This window comes from Bacteroides sp. AF39-16AC (genome assembly GCF_003602735.1).
GTDB classification, from domain to species: domain Bacteria; phylum Bacteroidota; class Bacteroidia; order Bacteroidales; family Bacteroidaceae; genus Bacteroides; species Bacteroides uniformis.
In genome coordinates, this window is record NZ_QTLN01000006.1 from 93,436 (window position 1) to 110,196 (window position 16,761).

Consider the following 16,761-nt stretch of genomic DNA (forward strand, 5'->3'; position numbering starts at 1 on the left):
GGAATGACTGCAATGATACTTTAATGGTTTGTTGTAATATATTGAAGGTATGAATCTGCTTTGTAATATTTTGATTATCAGTACCTATTGGATGCATTGCATTCAGTATACGATTGAACCCTATTCAGTATACGACTGAATGGCATTCAATATACGACTGAATTAGGTTCAGTATACTGCTATTTCTTGCATCTGTATTATTTGTAAGGAATGCAGATTGCTGTTCCGTGCCTTATTGCAGTTCACAATCGTCCGGATTTTCTTAAATTCCGCCAACGGGTTATAAAAGATTTTTATAATGAATCGTTTATCATACATATTTCTGCCTTTGACTGCCATCGGAATGTCCGCTTGCAGTTCCGGCAAAGAGGAAGTGAAACGTCCGAATATCATCTTTATGATGACGGACGACCATACTACGCAAGCTATGTCATGTTACGGTGGACGTTTCCTTCAGACTCCCAACATGGATAGGATTGCCAATGAAGGTGTTCGTATGGACAATTGTTATGCGGTCAATGCTTTATCCGGCCCGTCAAGAGCTTGTATCCTGACGGGCAAATTCAGCCACATCAATGGATTCACAGACAATGCCAGCACTTTCGATGGTAACCAACAGACCTTCCCTAAATTGTTGCAGGCCGCCGGTTACCAGACTTCAATTGTCGGCAAATGGCATCTGATTACCGAGCCTCAGGGATTTGACTATTGGTGTATCCTGACCGGACAACATGAACAGGGGGATTATTACAATCCCGATTTCAACGAGAACGGAAAGCAGATTGTAGAGCAGGGCTATACAACTGACGTTATTACAGACAAGGCTATCGAATATCTGGAACACAGAGACAAAAGCAAGCCTTTCTGCATGATGTATCACCAGAAAGCCCCTCACCGTAACTGGATGCCCGCTCCTCGTCATTTGGGAATGTTCAACAATACCGTGTTTCCCGAACCTGCCACGCTTTTCGATACATACGAAGGCAGAGGCTCTGCTGCTATAGAACAGGATATGTCCATCGAGCATACATTGACCAATGACTGGGATCTGAAACTGCTGACCCGTGAAGAAATGCTGAAAGATACGACCAATCGCCTCTATCAAGTCTACAAGCGTATGCCGGCTGATGTACAAGATAAGTGGGATTCGGTATACGCCCAGCGTATTTCAGAATACCGTAGCGGCAACTTAAGAGGGAAAGAACTGATCAGTTGGAAGTACCAGCAATATATGCGCGATTACTTGGCAACTATTGTAGCTGTGGACGAAAATATAGGAAGGTTGCTCGGCTATCTGGAGAAAAACGGTGAATTGGACAATACAATCATAATCTATACTTCGGACCAGGGTTTCTTTCTGGGCGAACATGGCTGGTTCGACAAGCGCTTTATGTATGAAGAATGCCAGCGCATGCCATTGGTTATCCGTTATCCGAAGGCCATCAAGGCGGGGAGTGTATCGAGCGCTATTGCCATGAATGTGGATTTTGCTCCTACCCTGCTGGATTTTGCCGGAGTAGATATACCAGCAGATATTCAGGGACAGTCTCTCAGGACCATTCTGGAGAATGGGGGGAAAACACCGGCTGACTGGAGAAAAGCCGCCTATTATCACTATTATGAGTATCCGGCAGAGCACTCGGTTAAAAGGCATTACGGCATTCGTACCGCTGACTTCAAGCTGATTCACTTCTATAACGATGTGGACGAATGGGAAATGTATGACTTGAAGAATGACCCGAGTGAACTGAACAGTGTGTTTGGTAAACCGGAGTATGCCGACAAACAAGCGGAACTCATTTCATTGCTGAAAAAGATTCAAAAACAGTATAAGGATGATGACCCCGATGAAAAGGTCAAAGAGTTATTCAAAGGTGACAGACGATTGATGAAAAACAGATAATCTAAATTTAAATTATGGACAGAAGAAATTTTTTAAAGCATACCGGCTGGTCTCTTGTCGGGCTGGCCGCTTCCGGTAGCCTATTATCTGCATGTCAGCAAGGAACTGCCGCAGGAAAGAAAGTCATGCCCTCTGCCAGTAATCTGAAGTATTTCTGGGGAGATTTGCATAATCATTGTAACATAACCTACGGTCATGGCGACATGCGTTCTGCATTTGAGGCTGCCAAAGAACAACTGGATTTTGTATCTGTCACTCCTCATGCCATGTGGCCGGATATTCCCGGAGCCGATGATCCCCGTCTGAAGTGGGTGATCGATTATCATACCGGTGCCTTCAAGCGTTTGCGAGAGGGAGGTTATGAGAAATATGTCGCCATGACCAATGAATACAATAAGGAAGGAGAATTCCTGGCTTTTGTTGGTTATGAGGCGCACAGCATGGAACATGGCGACCATGTGGCTCTGAATTATGACTTGGACGCACCGCTGGTGGAATGTACCTCCATTGAAGACTGGAAACGGAAAGCCCGCGGGCATAAGGTATTTATTACTCCGCATCATATGGGATATCAGACAGGCTATCGCGGATACAATTGGAACTTCTTTACGGAAGGAGACCAGACCCCGTTTGTAGAGATGTATTCCCGCCATGGATTGGCAGAAAGCGATCAGGGAGATTACAGTTATCTGCATGACATGGGTCCCCGCCAATGGGAAGGTACTATTCAATGCGGATTGGAGCAAGGTAAGAAATTCGGTATTATGGGTTCGACCGACCAACATGCAGGTTATCCGGGCAGTTACGGTGACGGTCGCATAGGTATCCTTGCAGAATCGTTGAGCCGTGATAAAATCTGGGATGCCATGAAGAACCGTCATGTCTGCTGTGCCACCGGTGATAAAATAAATATAGATTTTCGTTTGAATGATGCGTTCCCGGGTGATGTCGTACGGGGAAATAGCCGTCGTATTTATCTGAATGTGGAGGGAGGTAGCTGTATTGATTATATTGACATCGTTAAGAACAGAAAGTGCATTGCTCGTTTAAGTGGCCCATTGTTGCCCGAGATGCCAGAAGGAGATATGGTACGTTGCAAGGTAAAAGTTGATTTCGGTTGGAACCGCGAAGAACAGTATGTGCATTGGCAAGGAAAGCTGTCCATAAATAAAGGAACTATCAATGCTGTGGAACCTTGCTTCCGTGGCGCCGCTTTCACTTCTCCGCAACCGGGAGAATCTGAGTTTGAGACAAAAGTTAACCGTATTGTGTCTGTTACAAGTAAGGATGCAGAGTTGGATATGTACAGTTCCAAAAACCCCAATACCACGACTCCTGCCACGCAAGCTGTCATTCTGGATGTGACTATGCCTAAAGATGGCGTGATTACAGCCGAATTCAATGGCAAGAAATTTGAGCATTCGTTGGGTGAACTTTTGGAAGGTTCCCGTTCACATTTCATGATAGGGTGGCTCAGTGAGGCTATTCTCTTCAACCGTGCAATGCCGGAAAGTTGCTTTACGGTTGAGCATTATATGGAGGATACCCAACCCGAAAGAGATACGGACTATTACTATGTCAGGGTTCGCCAGCGTGACCAGCAATGGGCATGGAGTTCTCCTATATGGGTAGAAAGAACATAATGTTTCCTTATTTGATATAATAAACTATGGAATATGCAATTGGCATTGATTTAGGTGGTACATCTATAAAATATGCTTTGGTGGATAAAGCGGGTAATTCTTTCTTTGAGGGAAAATTACCCTCTTTTGCTTCTGTTTCAGCTGCAAAAGTAATAGAACAGTTGATAAAAGCTGTCATGTTGTTAAAAGATGAAGCTGCCAAACAAAACTGGACAGTATTGGGCATTGGGCTTGGTACACCCGGAATTGTAGATGAGACGAACCGTATCGTATTGGGAGGTGCAGAAAATATTATCGGTTGGGAAAACATAGATGTGGCTTCTCTTTTGGAAGAACAGATGAAACTACCGGTAGTCGTTGGAAATGACGCCAACCTGATGGGGTTGGGGGAAGCGAAATATGGTGCAGGGAGGGGGTGTACCCACGTGGTGTTTCTGACAGTGGGAACCGGCATCGGTGGAGCCGTCATCATTGATGGCAAATTATTCAACGGCTATGCCAATCGGGGTACGGAGCTGGGACACGTGCCATTGATTGCTAACGGTGAACGTTGTGCCTGCGGAGCGATCGGCTGCCTGGAGCATTATGCCTCGACTTCTGCTTTGGTAAGGCATTTCAGCACGTTGGCTAAAGAGCGGAATCTGAGTTTTGATATGGAAATAAACGGAGAACTAATAGTCCGCCTGTATCATGAAAATTTTCCGATGGCTGTTGAATGCATGAGTGAACACTTTTACTATTTGGGAAGAGGAATTGCCGGATTTGTCAATATATTCAGCCCTCAACGGATTGTATTGGGAGGAGGGGTTACAGAATCCGGTATTTTCTATTTAGAGAAAATAAGGGAAGTGGTTCGAGAGCATGTTATAGCCGATTGTGCCTTAAATACAGAAATTGTAGCCGCATCATTGGGTAATAAAGCCGGATTTATCGGAGCGGCATCATTAATCTTAAAATGAACGATATATCATGAAAAGTAACAAGAAATGGAGTATGCTGACATTAATCATGATGTTTTGGTTTACTATTTCATTCATTACGAATATTCTCGGGCCGTTAATCCCCGACATTATCCATAACTTTGAACTGAAGGATCTGGCAATGGCAGGGTTTATTCCGACCTCTTTTTTCTTGGCCTATGCCATCATGTCGATACCGGCAGGTATATTAATAGATAAATATGGAGAAAAGCCGGTGCTATTTACCGGCTTCCTAATGCCATTTATAGGTACTACCTTGTTTGCATGTTTCCCTTTTTACCTGATACTGCTTCTGTCTTCTTTCATCATTGGTTTGGGAATGGCCATGTTGCAAACTGTAATCAACCCTTTGCAACGTGTTGTCGGCGGAGAGGAGAATTATGCGTTTATAGCAGAGTTGGCACAGTTTGTATTCGGAGTAGCCTCTTTTATCAGTCCCTTGGTTTACACTTGGCTGATACATGCACTGGAACCGGAAGTTTATCAGCAGGGACAGAACTTTTTGCTGGATATTCTGGCAAAAGTTACTCCGGTTACTCTTCCCTGGGTTTCTCTGTATTGGGTATTTACAGCACTGTTGTTGGCTATGCTGCTCGTTGTGTCATTCGTTCATTTTCCGCGCATTGAATTGAAAGATGATGAACGCAGTGGTTCCTCCTCTTCCTATAAAAAATTGTTCCGTCAAAAATACGTATGGCTTTTCTTTTTGGGAATCTTCTGTTATGTCAGTACAGAACAGGGTGTCTCTATTTTTATGAGTACCTTCTTGGAACAGTATCATGGCATTGATCCAAGAACTGTCGGTGCACAAAGTATCAGTTATTTCTGGGGTTCGATGACCGTCGGTTGCCTATTTGGTATGTTCTTGCTGAAGCTGATAGACAGTAAACGTCTCCTACAAATATCAGGACTGCTTTCCATGAGTTTACTCTTGATCGCATTGTTCGGTTCTGCAAAAGTTGCGGTATGTGCATTTCCGGCAATCGGTTTCTGCATTTCAATGATGTACTCCATCGTATTCTCACTGGCTCTGAACACAGTAGCCCAGAATCACGGTTCTTTTGCCGGTATTCTTTGCTCCGGAATTGTGGGAGGCGCAGGAGGTCCGCTGTTTGTCAGTCTGCTATCCGATACCACTTCATTACGCATAGGAATGCTCCTTATCTTGGTTTTCATGGGATATATTACGTTTATCGGTTTTTGGGCACATCCACTGGTCAACAATAAGACAGTCAGCCTGAAAGAACTGGTTGGTTTCAAAAACAAAAATAAAATACTGAAATGAGAAAGATATTATTAGGCTTACCCGCCTTTTGCCTATTGATGGCATGTGGCAGTTCCGAGCAATCTGCTGTCATAACAGTTTCCGACGAGACATTGATGCACGAAGTTCGTGCAACTCCCTCTCCTGCGAATGGTGCTTGCGTTAAGATGAATCCGCCGCGCTTTATGTGGCCGGATAAATTCCCGCATTTAGGTCCGGTATTGGATGGAGTTCCGGGACAAGTGGATGAAAAACCGAAAGTAGTCTATCGGATTCGTATTTCTCAGGACAAGAACTTTCAAAAGGAAGTGTTGATTGGGGAACGCGCCTGGGCTTTTTTCAATCCTTTCCAGTGCCTGGCTCAGGGAAAATGGTACTGGCAATATGCTTACGTCACTCCTGGAGGTAAAGAAGAATGGTCACCGGTTTATCAATTCCATATAGGTAAAGATACACCGGAATTTAATCCGCCCACATTGGAGAAAGTCTTGGCAAAATATACGTCTCACCACCCACGCGTATTATTGGATGCGGATGATTGGGAGGAAATTATAACGAAGAATAAAAATAATCCGGAAGCTCAGGCCTATATGGACAAAGCTTCCCGGTGCATTTCTCATCCGTTGAAGCATCTTCAGGAAGAGATAGATACAACAAATGTAGTTACATTAACCAATGTAGTACAGCGTGAGTCAGCCCTTATCCGCGAGAGCCGTAAGATTGTGGATAGAGAAGAAGCCAATGTGGAAGCATTGGTACGCGCCTATCTGCTGACGAAAGACAAGAAGTATTATCGTGAAGGCATCAACCGGTTGAGTGAAATCCTTTCCTGGCAAACAAGCAAATACTTTGCAGGTGACTTCAATCTATCCACTTTGCTCTCTATGAGCACATCGGCGTACGACGGGTTCTACAACCTGTTGTCTCCGTCAGAAAAACAGTTATTATTAGATAATATCCGGAATATCGGGAATAAATTCTATAATGAATACGTTAATCATCTGGAGAACCGTATTGCAGACAATCATGTATGGCAAATGACTTTCCGCATTCTTACAATGGCGGCCTTTGCCACAGTTGGTGAGATTCCGGAAGCATCCGTGTGGGCAGATTATTGCTATAATGAATGGATCTCCCGTCTTCCGGGACTGAATAAGGATGGTGCTTGGCATAATGGAGATTCATATTTTCATGTAAATATACGCACACTGATAGAGGTACCGGCCTTTTTCTCCCGTATATCCGGTTTCAATTTCTTTGCCGATCCGTGGTATAACAACAATGCTTTATATGTCATTTACCAGCAACCTCCCTTTTCCAAATCCGGAGGACATGGCAATTCGCATGAGGGACAGCGCACTCCGAATGGAGGTCGCGTAGGATATGCAGATGCGCTGGCACGCGAATGTAACAATCCGTGGGCGGCAGCTTATGTACACGAAATTATGCAGGAAGACCCTGATATTCTGTCGAAAGCTTTTGAAGCCAAACCGGCGGACTTGACCTGGTATCGTTGTACGACAAAAAAGGAGAGGCCTGCTTATAGTAGCAAGCTGTTGGAGCTGCCTCAGTCCAAAGTTTTCAGCCAGACAGGCACTGCACTGATGAACACAGACATAGGACATCACACCAACAATGCCATGCTCTCTTTCCGTAGCAGCCCCTATGGTGCCACTTCCCATGCTTTAGCTAATCAAAACGCCTTCAATACTTTCTTTGGTGGAAAGGCAATTTTCTATAGCAGTGGACATCGTACCGGCTTTACAGATGACCATTGCATGTATGCTTATCGGAATACTCGCGCCCATAATTCCATATTGGTGAATGGTATGGGACAAAAGATTGGAACGGAAGGTTATGGATGGATTCCTCGCTATTATGAAGGAGAAGAAATCTCCTACGTTGTAGGTGATGCTTCTAACGCTTATGGAAAAGTGGTTTCTCCGTTGTGGCTGGAACGTGGGCGCTTGTCTGGTACTCAGTATACACCGGAGAAAGGTTGGGATGAGAATAAACTGGATTTTTTTCGAAGACATATTGTTCAGCTGGGACGTTCGGGTTTGTTCGTTGTTTATGACGAACTGGTTGGTAAAGAACCGGTAGAATGGAATTATCTGCTGCATACGGTAGAACTGCCCATGGAAGTCGCTGAAGAGAAAGACGGATTGCGCATCTTAGGAAAGAACAAGGCAGACGGAGTATCTATAGCTCATCTGTTCTCCTCACAGAAAATGACTTATGCGCAAACAGACACCTTTTTTGTGGCTGCTGTTGATTGGAAAAAACGACTTGGCAAAACTCTCTCCAATCATTATCATTTTACAGCAACGACAGCTTCTTGCAGCAAAATCTGTTTTCTCAATGTGATTGATGTACATGGAAACAACCGTGCCGATGCTGTAATTAATCGTGAAAGGAACCGCATAACAGTAGAAGAATGGGTTATCGAATGTAATCTGGAAGGTGAAGGTAATGCGTTCTTGTATATAGAGAATAAACAGAACGGTGTTTCGCTGGACTTCAATTATGACTCAAACAAAGGTGCTACGACCATCATAGATCGGGTAGACGGAAAGAAAGTAGAAAAAAGGCTGGTTGATGCCTTACCGGAACTTGAAATATGATATCACTTTAAAACAAAATTGAATTATTGAAATAATATGGTAAAAGAAAATTCAATGAAGTATTTGGCTTGTTTTTCGTTGTTATGCTCTTCTATGGCTTCTGCCATCGAACGTCCTAACATCATCTACATCTTCACCGATCAGCAAACGGCCAGCGCCATGAGCTGTGCCGGAAATCCGGATCTGCACACTCCCAACCTTGACCGTTTGGCAGCGGCCGGTATACTATTTAATAACGCTTATTGTACAGCTCCACTCAGTGGCCCCTCACGTGGAGCTATGTTTACAGGGTACTATCCGGATGCAGTAGGGCTGTCTGTCAACGGATCACCGATGCCCGACTCTCTTAAGGCACAAACACTGGGCACTTTAATAAAGAATGCCGGTTATGATTGTGCCTATGGCGGTAAATGGCATCTTCCTTTACTCGAAGTTCCAGACAAAGAATATGGCTTCGACAATATATATAAACATAGTGATGATGGGCTGGCAGAAGCTTGTGCCGAATATCTCTCGCGCAAACATAAAAAGCCGTTTTTTTTGGTGGCTTCCTATGACAACCCACATAATATCTGCGAATATGCACGTCGTCAGAACTTCCCTTATGGAAATATTGATATACCTGATATACGGGATTGTCCGGGATTGCCTGCCAATTTTGCCAAAAACCCGTATGATGCTGACGTCATTGAAAGTGAAAGAATCAATAACTACAATGTATATCCAACCGCTGGTTTTACCCCCGAAGACTGGCGTATGTACCGATATACTTATTATCGCTTGGTAGAAAAAGTAGATAGAGAAATAGGAAAGATTATTGATGCCATCGATCGGAATAATCTTTGGGAAAATACAGTGGTAATCTTTTCCAGCGATCACGGCGATGGTATAGGTGCCCATCGTTGGAACCAGAAGTCTGCTTTATATGAGGAGATTATCAATATCCCTCTTATTGTAACGCTGCCAGGCAAGAAGAATGCAGGCAAAGTGTTACCCCAGCTTATTAGTAACGGTGTAGATTTCTTTGCCTCCGTGTGTGACTGGGCAGGTGCCAAAATGCCGAAGGGAGCAGCAGGAAAGTCTTTCCGGAAAATTGCAGAGGAAGGAAATCCGCAAGCTTTACATCAAGAATATATCATCACCGAAACACGGTTTGACGGTAGCAAGACGAGGGGCTGGGTAGTACGTAGCGAACGTTATAAATATGTGCTTTACGATAAAGGAAGATATCGCGAACAGCTGTTTGATATGCAAAATGACAGAGGGGAAATGAGAAACCTGATAATGGAAAACTCATATGGCCAGAAACTGCAAGAATTACGCGATATTCTTGAGAAATGGATGAGCATCTATAACGTACGTCCAAGTCGCCCGAAACTGCATGATGTCCCTGGGAAAACACTTAAAAATGTTCATAAGTAACGTTTGTCTGATGGCTTAATCACAAGGAGGAGTCGAAATGACCAATCAGTTTTATGCCTAGCTGGCATTGTTTAGGTCTCGTGTTTCTCATTCTGATATGAAGCTTGATTAAGAGATCTTTTCAGTGAAAGGTACCGGGCCCTATCAATCTCAACTTGGCAAATGTAACCCTTCGCTTGGCCATGCTGAAGTTTACAATTATGCTTCAAGTTTTAGAATTGAATATCATCGCTTGTATTGAATAGGTGTTAAGTAACTTCTGTTTATAGGATTTTCAAAGCCACCAGGCTCGAAGGCCGTTTCGGTACACAAAAACAGTATTACTCACTATCGAAAATTAAAGTACGGAACAGGAAAACAGAAATCCTATAGAGGAAGTTGTTAGGCTTCTTCCAAACGGATAAGATTTTAGCTCAGAGAGAGAAAATACAATAAAATGGCATATGAGATGGTAGGAGCAAATCATCTGCATATGCCATCTTACTTTTTTATGACATTTACTGAATATCCCTAATTAAGGGGCTATCTATTTTCGAATAGCCCCTTAATTAGGGATATTATTATAGTAAAATCCTTTTATTCTGAAACTTCATTAAGTTCACTGCTCTTTTTGCCTTTTATCAGTATGTAAGCGATAGGAGATGCAACGAACAGAGAAGACATTGTACCGAATACAACACCCAGAATCATGGCGAATGCGAAGCTGCGGATAGAGTCACCACCGAGGATGAAGATACACAGCAATACAATCAAGGTACTCAGTGAAGTATTGATGGTGCGTGCCAAAGTTGTATTCAATGAGTCATTGAACAACTGGAACTTGTCACGCTTCGGATAGAGACCGAAGAATTCACGTACACGGTCGAAGATTACCACCTTGTCATTGATAGAGTAACCGATAGCTGTCAGGATGGCACCGATAAAGGTCTGGTCGATTTCTAGAGAGAACGGCATCCAGCCCCAACAGATGGAGTAGGCACCCAGGATGATGATGGTATCACAAGCCAATGCGGCTACTGAACCGATACTGTATGCAATATTGCGGAAACGGATCAGGATATAGATACCGATGGCAATCAATGCAAGTACAACAGACCAGATGGCTGAAACCTTGATGTCGTCTGCGATACTCGGACCTACCTTCTGGGAACTGATGATACTTCCGCCCGTATGGTTTTCGCGGTCGATGAAGGTTTCCAAAGTGATGTTCTGAGTCAATACCGGCTTCAGAGTCTCATACAGATATGCTTCGATTTCAGAGTCGATGTTGTTACCTTCTTCTTCAATGCGGTAGTTCGTGCTGATACGTACAGTCTTGCCGTCTGTACCGATAGCGATAACGCTGACATTGGCATCGCCGAACTTGCTGGAGATAAGTTCACGAATCTGTTCCGGTTCCACTTTGTTCTCAAACTGTACCTTGAAGTTACGTCCACCGGTGAAGTCGATGCTCTGGCTCAGTCCACGGGTAGCGAGGAAAGCGATACATACAACTACGGCAGCTCCGGTGATGGTCAACCACAGCTTGTTTCTGCCCATGAAGTCGAAGTGTACGTTCGCCATCAGGTTCTTGGAAATCTTGGAAGAGAATGTCAGGTTCAGCAATTTGTCTTTGCCCATGAAATAATCATAGAACAGACGTGTCATGAACACGGCAGTAAAGAACGAAATCAAGATACCGATAATCAGTGTAGTGGCAAAACCGCGGATAGGACCTGTACCGAAGTTGAACAGGATGATACCGGTGATGATAGACGTCAAGTTGGAGTCGAAGATAGCAGAGAAGGCGTTGGAGTAACCGTCAGCCAATGCTTTCTTCACACCCTTGCCTGCACGGAGTTCTTCTTTGGTACGCTCGTAAATCAATACGTTGGCATCCACAGCCATACCCAGCGCCAACACCATACCGGCAATACCGGACATCGTCAATGCTGCCTGGAAAGAAGAAAGGATACCCAACGTGAAGAACAAGTTCAGCACCAGAGCGCCGTTGGCCACCATACCCGGAATGAATCCGTACATGGAGCACATGTAAACCATCAGCAGAATCAATGCTACGATGAATGACATGATACCGGCATTGATGGAAGCTTGTCCCAGTGAAGGACCAACGATGTCTTCTTGTACGATATGTGCGGGAGCCGGCATCTTACCTGATCTCAATACGTTTGCCAAGTCTTTTGCTTGTTCCGGAGTAAAGTGACCGGTAATCTGTGAGTTACCACCAGTGATTTCATTGTTTACGTTCGGTGCGGAGTAAACGTAACCGTCCAGCACGATAGCGATGCTCTTGCCGATATTCTGCTTGGTGAGCTGAGCCCAACGGCGTGCACCGTCAGTGTTCATAGACATACTTACGGCAGGTTTACCGTAATGGTCGTATTCGTCTTTGGCGCTAACCACTACATCACCTTCCAGAGGCGCCTTGCCGTTACGTTCTGTGGAACGGATGGCATAAAGTTCGAAAGTCTGAGCTTTCGGATCATATTCATAAGGAGATACTCCCCATTTCAGACGCAAGTCTTTCGGCATTTCGGCTTGAACTTCCGGCATGGAAAGGTATCTGTTGATTTCAGCTGTATCCTTGTAGTTGGCATAGGCTACAACAGGACCTTGTCCGCTGGGGTTGACTTGCAAGATTGCGAACAGCGGGTGTTCTTTCTTTATTTGTGCAAGGTCAGCGGTTTGTGTCTTGTTTTCACCCTTTAAAGCAGCGGCAAGACTGTCGGCTGTGCTGGTAGCTTGGGCTACGGCAGGAGCTTCGGTAGCTGCGCTGTCTGCCTCTTCTGCCGGAGTTTCGCTTGCAACGATGGCACGCAACTTGGTGTCGGCAGCTTGCAGATAGGGAGTAACGTCTTTTGCTGTGTATGTTTCCCAGAATTCCAGATTGGCAGAACCTTGTAATAATTTTCTTACACGTTCAGGCTCTTTGATACCCGGAAGTTCTACCATGATACGGCCCATTTTGTCTTCCAGACTCTGGATATTGGGCTGAACTACACCGAAACGGTCGATACGGGTACGAAGTACATTGTAGGAGTTGTCAACAGCTGCCTTTACTTCTTCGCGCAATACTTTCTCAACTTCCGCGTCGGTAGATTTCTGAGTTACCTTGTCTTTTAATTGTTGGGTTGCGAACAGCTGTGACAGCGGAGCACCCGGAGCAAGCTTGTGATACTCTCTGACGAATAGGGTGATCACGTCATCCTGGCTTGTGGTAGCTTGCTTGGCGGCAGTGGCCAATGCTTGGTTGAATGCTTCGTCAGTCTTGTTGTCAGCCAATACTTTGATGACATCGGGTACGGAAACTTCAAGGATGACGTTCATACCACCCTTCAAGTCCAAACCTAAACTGATTTCCATCTCACGACATTGTTTCAGCGTCCAATTGCCGAAATACACTTTCTCATTAGCCAGAGAATCGAGGTAGTCCTGCTCTACTTTCACATCGCCTTTTGCAAACTCTTTGGCCTTACTTGTGTAATGGCGAGTTACAAAAGAGAAGGAGAGATAGAACACACACACCAGTGTGAGCAATATCGCAAAAACCCTTACAAATCCTTTGTTTTGCATGTTACTTTTAGTTTATTATGATTACTTTTTAATTAAATTCTGTTGCATACAAGGCTGCAAATATAGCTTTTTTTTCACAAATCTTACTTCATACCGCGATTTTTTAACATCGGGTCTAATTGAGGCTCAGTTCCTCTGAAGTTTTTATAGAGAGTCATCGGGTCTTCGCTGTCTCCTTTTTCCAGAACATTCTGGCGGAAGAGGTCGGCTGTCTGCTTGTCGAAGATACCGTGTTCCTTGAAAGCTTCGAAGGCATCGTTGTCCAGAACATTGGCCCAGAGATAGCTGTAGTAGCCTGCAGCATAACCGCCGATGATGTGGTTGAAGTATGTGGTACGGTAGCGGGGAGCTATTTCCGGAATCAGCCCCAGTTGGTCCATCGCTTCTTTTTCGTATGCAACGACATCAAGACCTTCGGTATCAGTCAGGTTATGCAGGTTCATGTCGAGGATGGCGGCGGCCAGCAATTCGGTAGTCATGAAACCCTGGTTGAATGTTTTCTGGTTCAGTATCTTTTCAATCAGGCTGTCGGGAATGACTTCGCCGGTCTTGTAATGCTTGGCATACATTTTCAACACTTCGGGTTCGGTAGCCCAATGCTCGTTGATTTGAGAGGGGAGTTCCACGAAGTCGCGTACGACATTGGTGCCTGAAGTACCTTTATACTGGCATTGGGTCAATAATCCGTGCAGGGCATGGCCGAATTCATGGAACAAAGTTTCCACTTCGTCGATGGTCAGCAGGGAAGGAGTGTCGCCTACGGGCTTGGTGAAGCTGCATACGTTGCATACCAATGGACGTATGCTGCCTTGTTGTTCGCGGTAATTGCTCATCCAGGCACCACCGCTTTTGCCGGGACGGGGAAAGTAATCTACATAGAAGATTCCTACTTGTGAGCCGTCTGCGGCTTTCACTTCAAACACTTCTACATCGGGATGATAGACGGGGATACCTTCGAGCTTTGTCAGCGTGATGCCATAGAGCTTATTGGCAACGGCAAAGGCGCCTTCACGTACGTTTTCCAGTTTGAAGTAGGGCTTAATCTCTTCTTCTTCGAGGTTATATTTCTCTTTACGGAGTTTTTCGGTGTAGTACCACCAATCCCATGCTTCCAGTTTCTCTCCTTTGCCTTCCTTGTCCATCAGCTTTTGCAGTTCGGCTGCTTCGGCTTTTGCTTTGGGGAGTGCATAACTCCACAAGTTGTTGAGGAAGTCCATCACGGCGGTGGAATTCTTTGCCATTGTATTGTCCAATACAAAGTTGGAGTAACAGTCGAAACCCAGCAGTTGCGCCTTTTCAAGTCTCAGGCGTACGATGTCGGTAATGATTTTCTTGTTGTCGTTCTTGTCATTGTTATTGCCGCGGTTGATGTAGGCCTTGTACATCTGTTCGCGTAGCGGCCGGTTAGCAGAGTATTGAAGGAAAGGCAGGCGGCTTGCATTATGGAGGGTAAACAGCCATTTGCCTTCCTGTCCGGTGGCACGGGCTTCAGCCATGGCGCTTTCGCGGAACCATTGGGGAAGTCCGGCGAGGTCTTCCTCTTTTCCTACATAAAGCTTGAAGTCGTTGTTTTCGTTCAGGATGTTGTTGCTGAACGTGATTCCGAGTGTGGAAAGCTGCTTGTTGATCTCACGCAGACGGGCTTGTTTGTCGGCCGGAAGATTGGCACCGGAACGGATAAATTTCTTATGGGTCTTTTCCAGCAGCCTTTGTTGTTCGCGGGTCAGGCCGAGAGCATCTTTCTGGCTGTAGACAGCATCCACTTTCTTGAAAAGCTCTTGGTTGAGGGAAATGTTGTCTTCATGTTCGGCCAATGTTGGAGCCAGTTTCATGGAAAGGGCTGTCAGTTCATCGGTAGTTTCGGCCTCCGTCAGGTTGAAAAATACACCACCTACACGGTCCAGGGTGGGAGAGCTGTTGTCAAGGGCAACAATGACATTTTCGAAAGTAGGGGCTTCCGTATTGTCAATGATGGCTTGGATGTTGGCATTTTGCTCTTCCATGCCTTTCTGGAATGCGGGTTCATAGTGCTCCAACTTGATTTTATCGAATGGAGGCACGCCATTGGGTGTTTGAAACTCGGTAAGGAACGGATTGCTTTCCGTCTGGGTGGCACAGGAGTACATCATACAACTTACTGCTAAAATTAGAATACATTTCTTGAACATTGTTTTCTAAGTATTAAATGGTTAAGTATTAATTTTCAATATCTCTTAGTGATATAGCACCATATCGGATAGTGGTCTGACTCTTTGATGGAGCGGTCTACTGTACAATTGTAGGCTCTCAGGTTCTTGCTTGTCAGTATGTTGTCTATCCGGAAATAGAATCTGTTTTGGTTGTAGGAGATGCCCAGCCCCCGTCCTGATTGGGTGAATGCGTCGTCCAAATCCTGGGCGATGGTGCGGTGGGTATAGGAGATGGGGGTATCGTTGAAATCGCCGCATACAATAATGTAAGGATGCGGTGAAGCGGCTATTTCATGTGCAATAGTGTCAGCTTGCGGGGCACGGATGGCCGATGCTTCTGCCAGCTTGCGTATGAGCAGGCGTGCGCCGCTTTTCACTTTTTCCTTTTCGGGAGATTTCAGCATGTCTTCGTACACGACTTTATCGGCTTTGGTCAGCTTGTTGGACTCCAGATGATTGTTGATGAGGGTAACCGTGTCTTCCCCAATCTTGATTTCATAGAGTACCGAACCGTTGTATTCGCTGGGATAATCCAATATGCGTGACGAGAGAATCGGAAATTTAGAGTAACATGCTATCTTGTTGGTATGTCCCTTTCCGCTACCCACTGTGTTGATGCGGTGGTATGGATATGCCTTGAGTTCCCGCTCTACGTCTTTTTGCGAAAGATGCTTTGAGGATTGTACTGTGGAATATTCCTGCAGACAGAGGATATCGGCGCCACTTTCCTTCAAATAGGTCAATATCGGGTTTTTGCCATCTTGTTTGGCGGCACCGTCAAATCCCATAATGTTGTAGGAGAGCAGTTTGATACTTGTTTCCGGTAAGTGGTCTGTATGGAAGTTGATGGGCAGATAGGTGCGTATCTGCGAATAGCAGAGCAACATCCCTATTAGGGGCAGCAAAGCCGACCTATAGCGCTGGATGACCAGCCAAAAAATGAGGAAGCCGGCATTTATCATCAGGAACACGGGAAATGTCAGCCCCAGGCACGATTGCACCGGATGTGTGACCGGCTGGATGTGCGGACTATAGGCGGTGAACAGTAATAGGCCCGTAAATAAGGCATTGACCGCTAAAATCAGGAGAGCGACAAAATTACCGAGATGCTTCATTATAATAGTTGAAAATTGAAAGGTGAAAACTGAAAATAAGAGTGGCGG

9 protein-coding genes are annotated in these 16,761 nt (G+C 45.1%); 6 read left to right on the plus strand and 3 right to left on the minus strand.

The features are described 5' to 3' along the window. The first annotated feature begins 298 nt into the window (after positions 1-298). From DW039_RS07590 to DW039_RS07615, 6 genes are read left to right on the plus strand one after another with little or no spacing between them, the layout of a single operon-like run. Positions 299-1,903: a sulfatase gene (locus DW039_RS07590; protein WP_057088683.1), complete on the plus strand. Its 1,605-nt coding sequence runs from the start codon at positions 299-301 to the stop codon at positions 1,901-1,903. A gap of 14 nt (positions 1,904-1,917) precedes the next feature. Then, positions 1,918-3,546, plus strand: coding sequence for a hypothetical protein (locus DW039_RS07595; protein ID WP_022402182.1), 1,629 nt, complete (start codon positions 1,918-1,920; stop codon positions 3,544-3,546). A 26-nt stretch (positions 3,547-3,572) separates the two neighbouring features. Beyond that, complete coding sequence (locus DW039_RS07600; protein WP_016272388.1) at positions 3,573-4,505, plus strand: ROK family protein; 933 nt, start codon at positions 3,573-3,575, stop codon at positions 4,503-4,505. Positions 4,506-4,515: 10 nt separating this feature from the next. Beyond that, a complete protein-coding gene (locus DW039_RS07605) occupies positions 4,516-5,811 on the plus strand; it encodes a sugar MFS transporter (RefSeq protein ID WP_057088681.1) in 1,296 nt (431 codons plus the stop codon). Then, a complete protein-coding gene (locus DW039_RS07610) occupies positions 5,808-8,414 on the plus strand; it encodes a DUF4962 domain-containing protein (RefSeq protein ID WP_016272390.1) in 2,607 nt (868 codons plus the stop codon). The genes DW039_RS07605 and DW039_RS07610 overlap by 4 nt, the downstream gene beginning before the upstream one ends. A gap of 54 nt (positions 8,415-8,468) precedes the next feature. Next, positions 8,469-9,836 (plus strand): sulfatase, encoded by a 1,368-nt coding sequence (locus DW039_RS07615; RefSeq protein ID WP_238615503.1) that lies wholly within the window; start codon positions 8,469-8,471, stop codon positions 9,834-9,836. A 576-nt stretch (positions 9,837-10,412) separates the two neighbouring features. Here the strand turns inward: DW039_RS07615 and secDF are convergent. The 3 genes from secDF to DW039_RS07630 all read right to left on the minus strand — a co-directional run bounded on the left by secDF (position 10,413) and on the right by DW039_RS07630 (position 16,713). Next, positions 10,413-13,409, minus strand: a complete 2,997-nt coding sequence (gene secDF, locus DW039_RS07620; RefSeq protein ID WP_057088677.1) for a protein translocase subunit SecDF — start codon at positions 13,407-13,409, stop codon at positions 10,413-10,415. Between the two features lie 83 nt (positions 13,410-13,492). Beyond that, positions 13,493-15,577 carry a M3 family metallopeptidase gene (locus tag DW039_RS07625; protein WP_005834430.1) on the minus strand — a complete coding sequence of 695 codons (2,085 nt, stop codon included), beginning with the start codon at positions 15,575-15,577 and terminating at the stop codon, positions 13,493-13,495. Positions 15,578-15,612: 35 nt separating this feature from the next. Continuing rightward, positions 15,613-16,713 (minus strand): endonuclease/exonuclease/phosphatase family protein, encoded by a 1,101-nt coding sequence (locus DW039_RS07630; RefSeq protein WP_005834432.1) that lies wholly within the window; start codon positions 16,711-16,713, stop codon positions 15,613-15,615. Between the last annotated feature and the right edge of the window lie 48 nt (positions 16,714-16,761).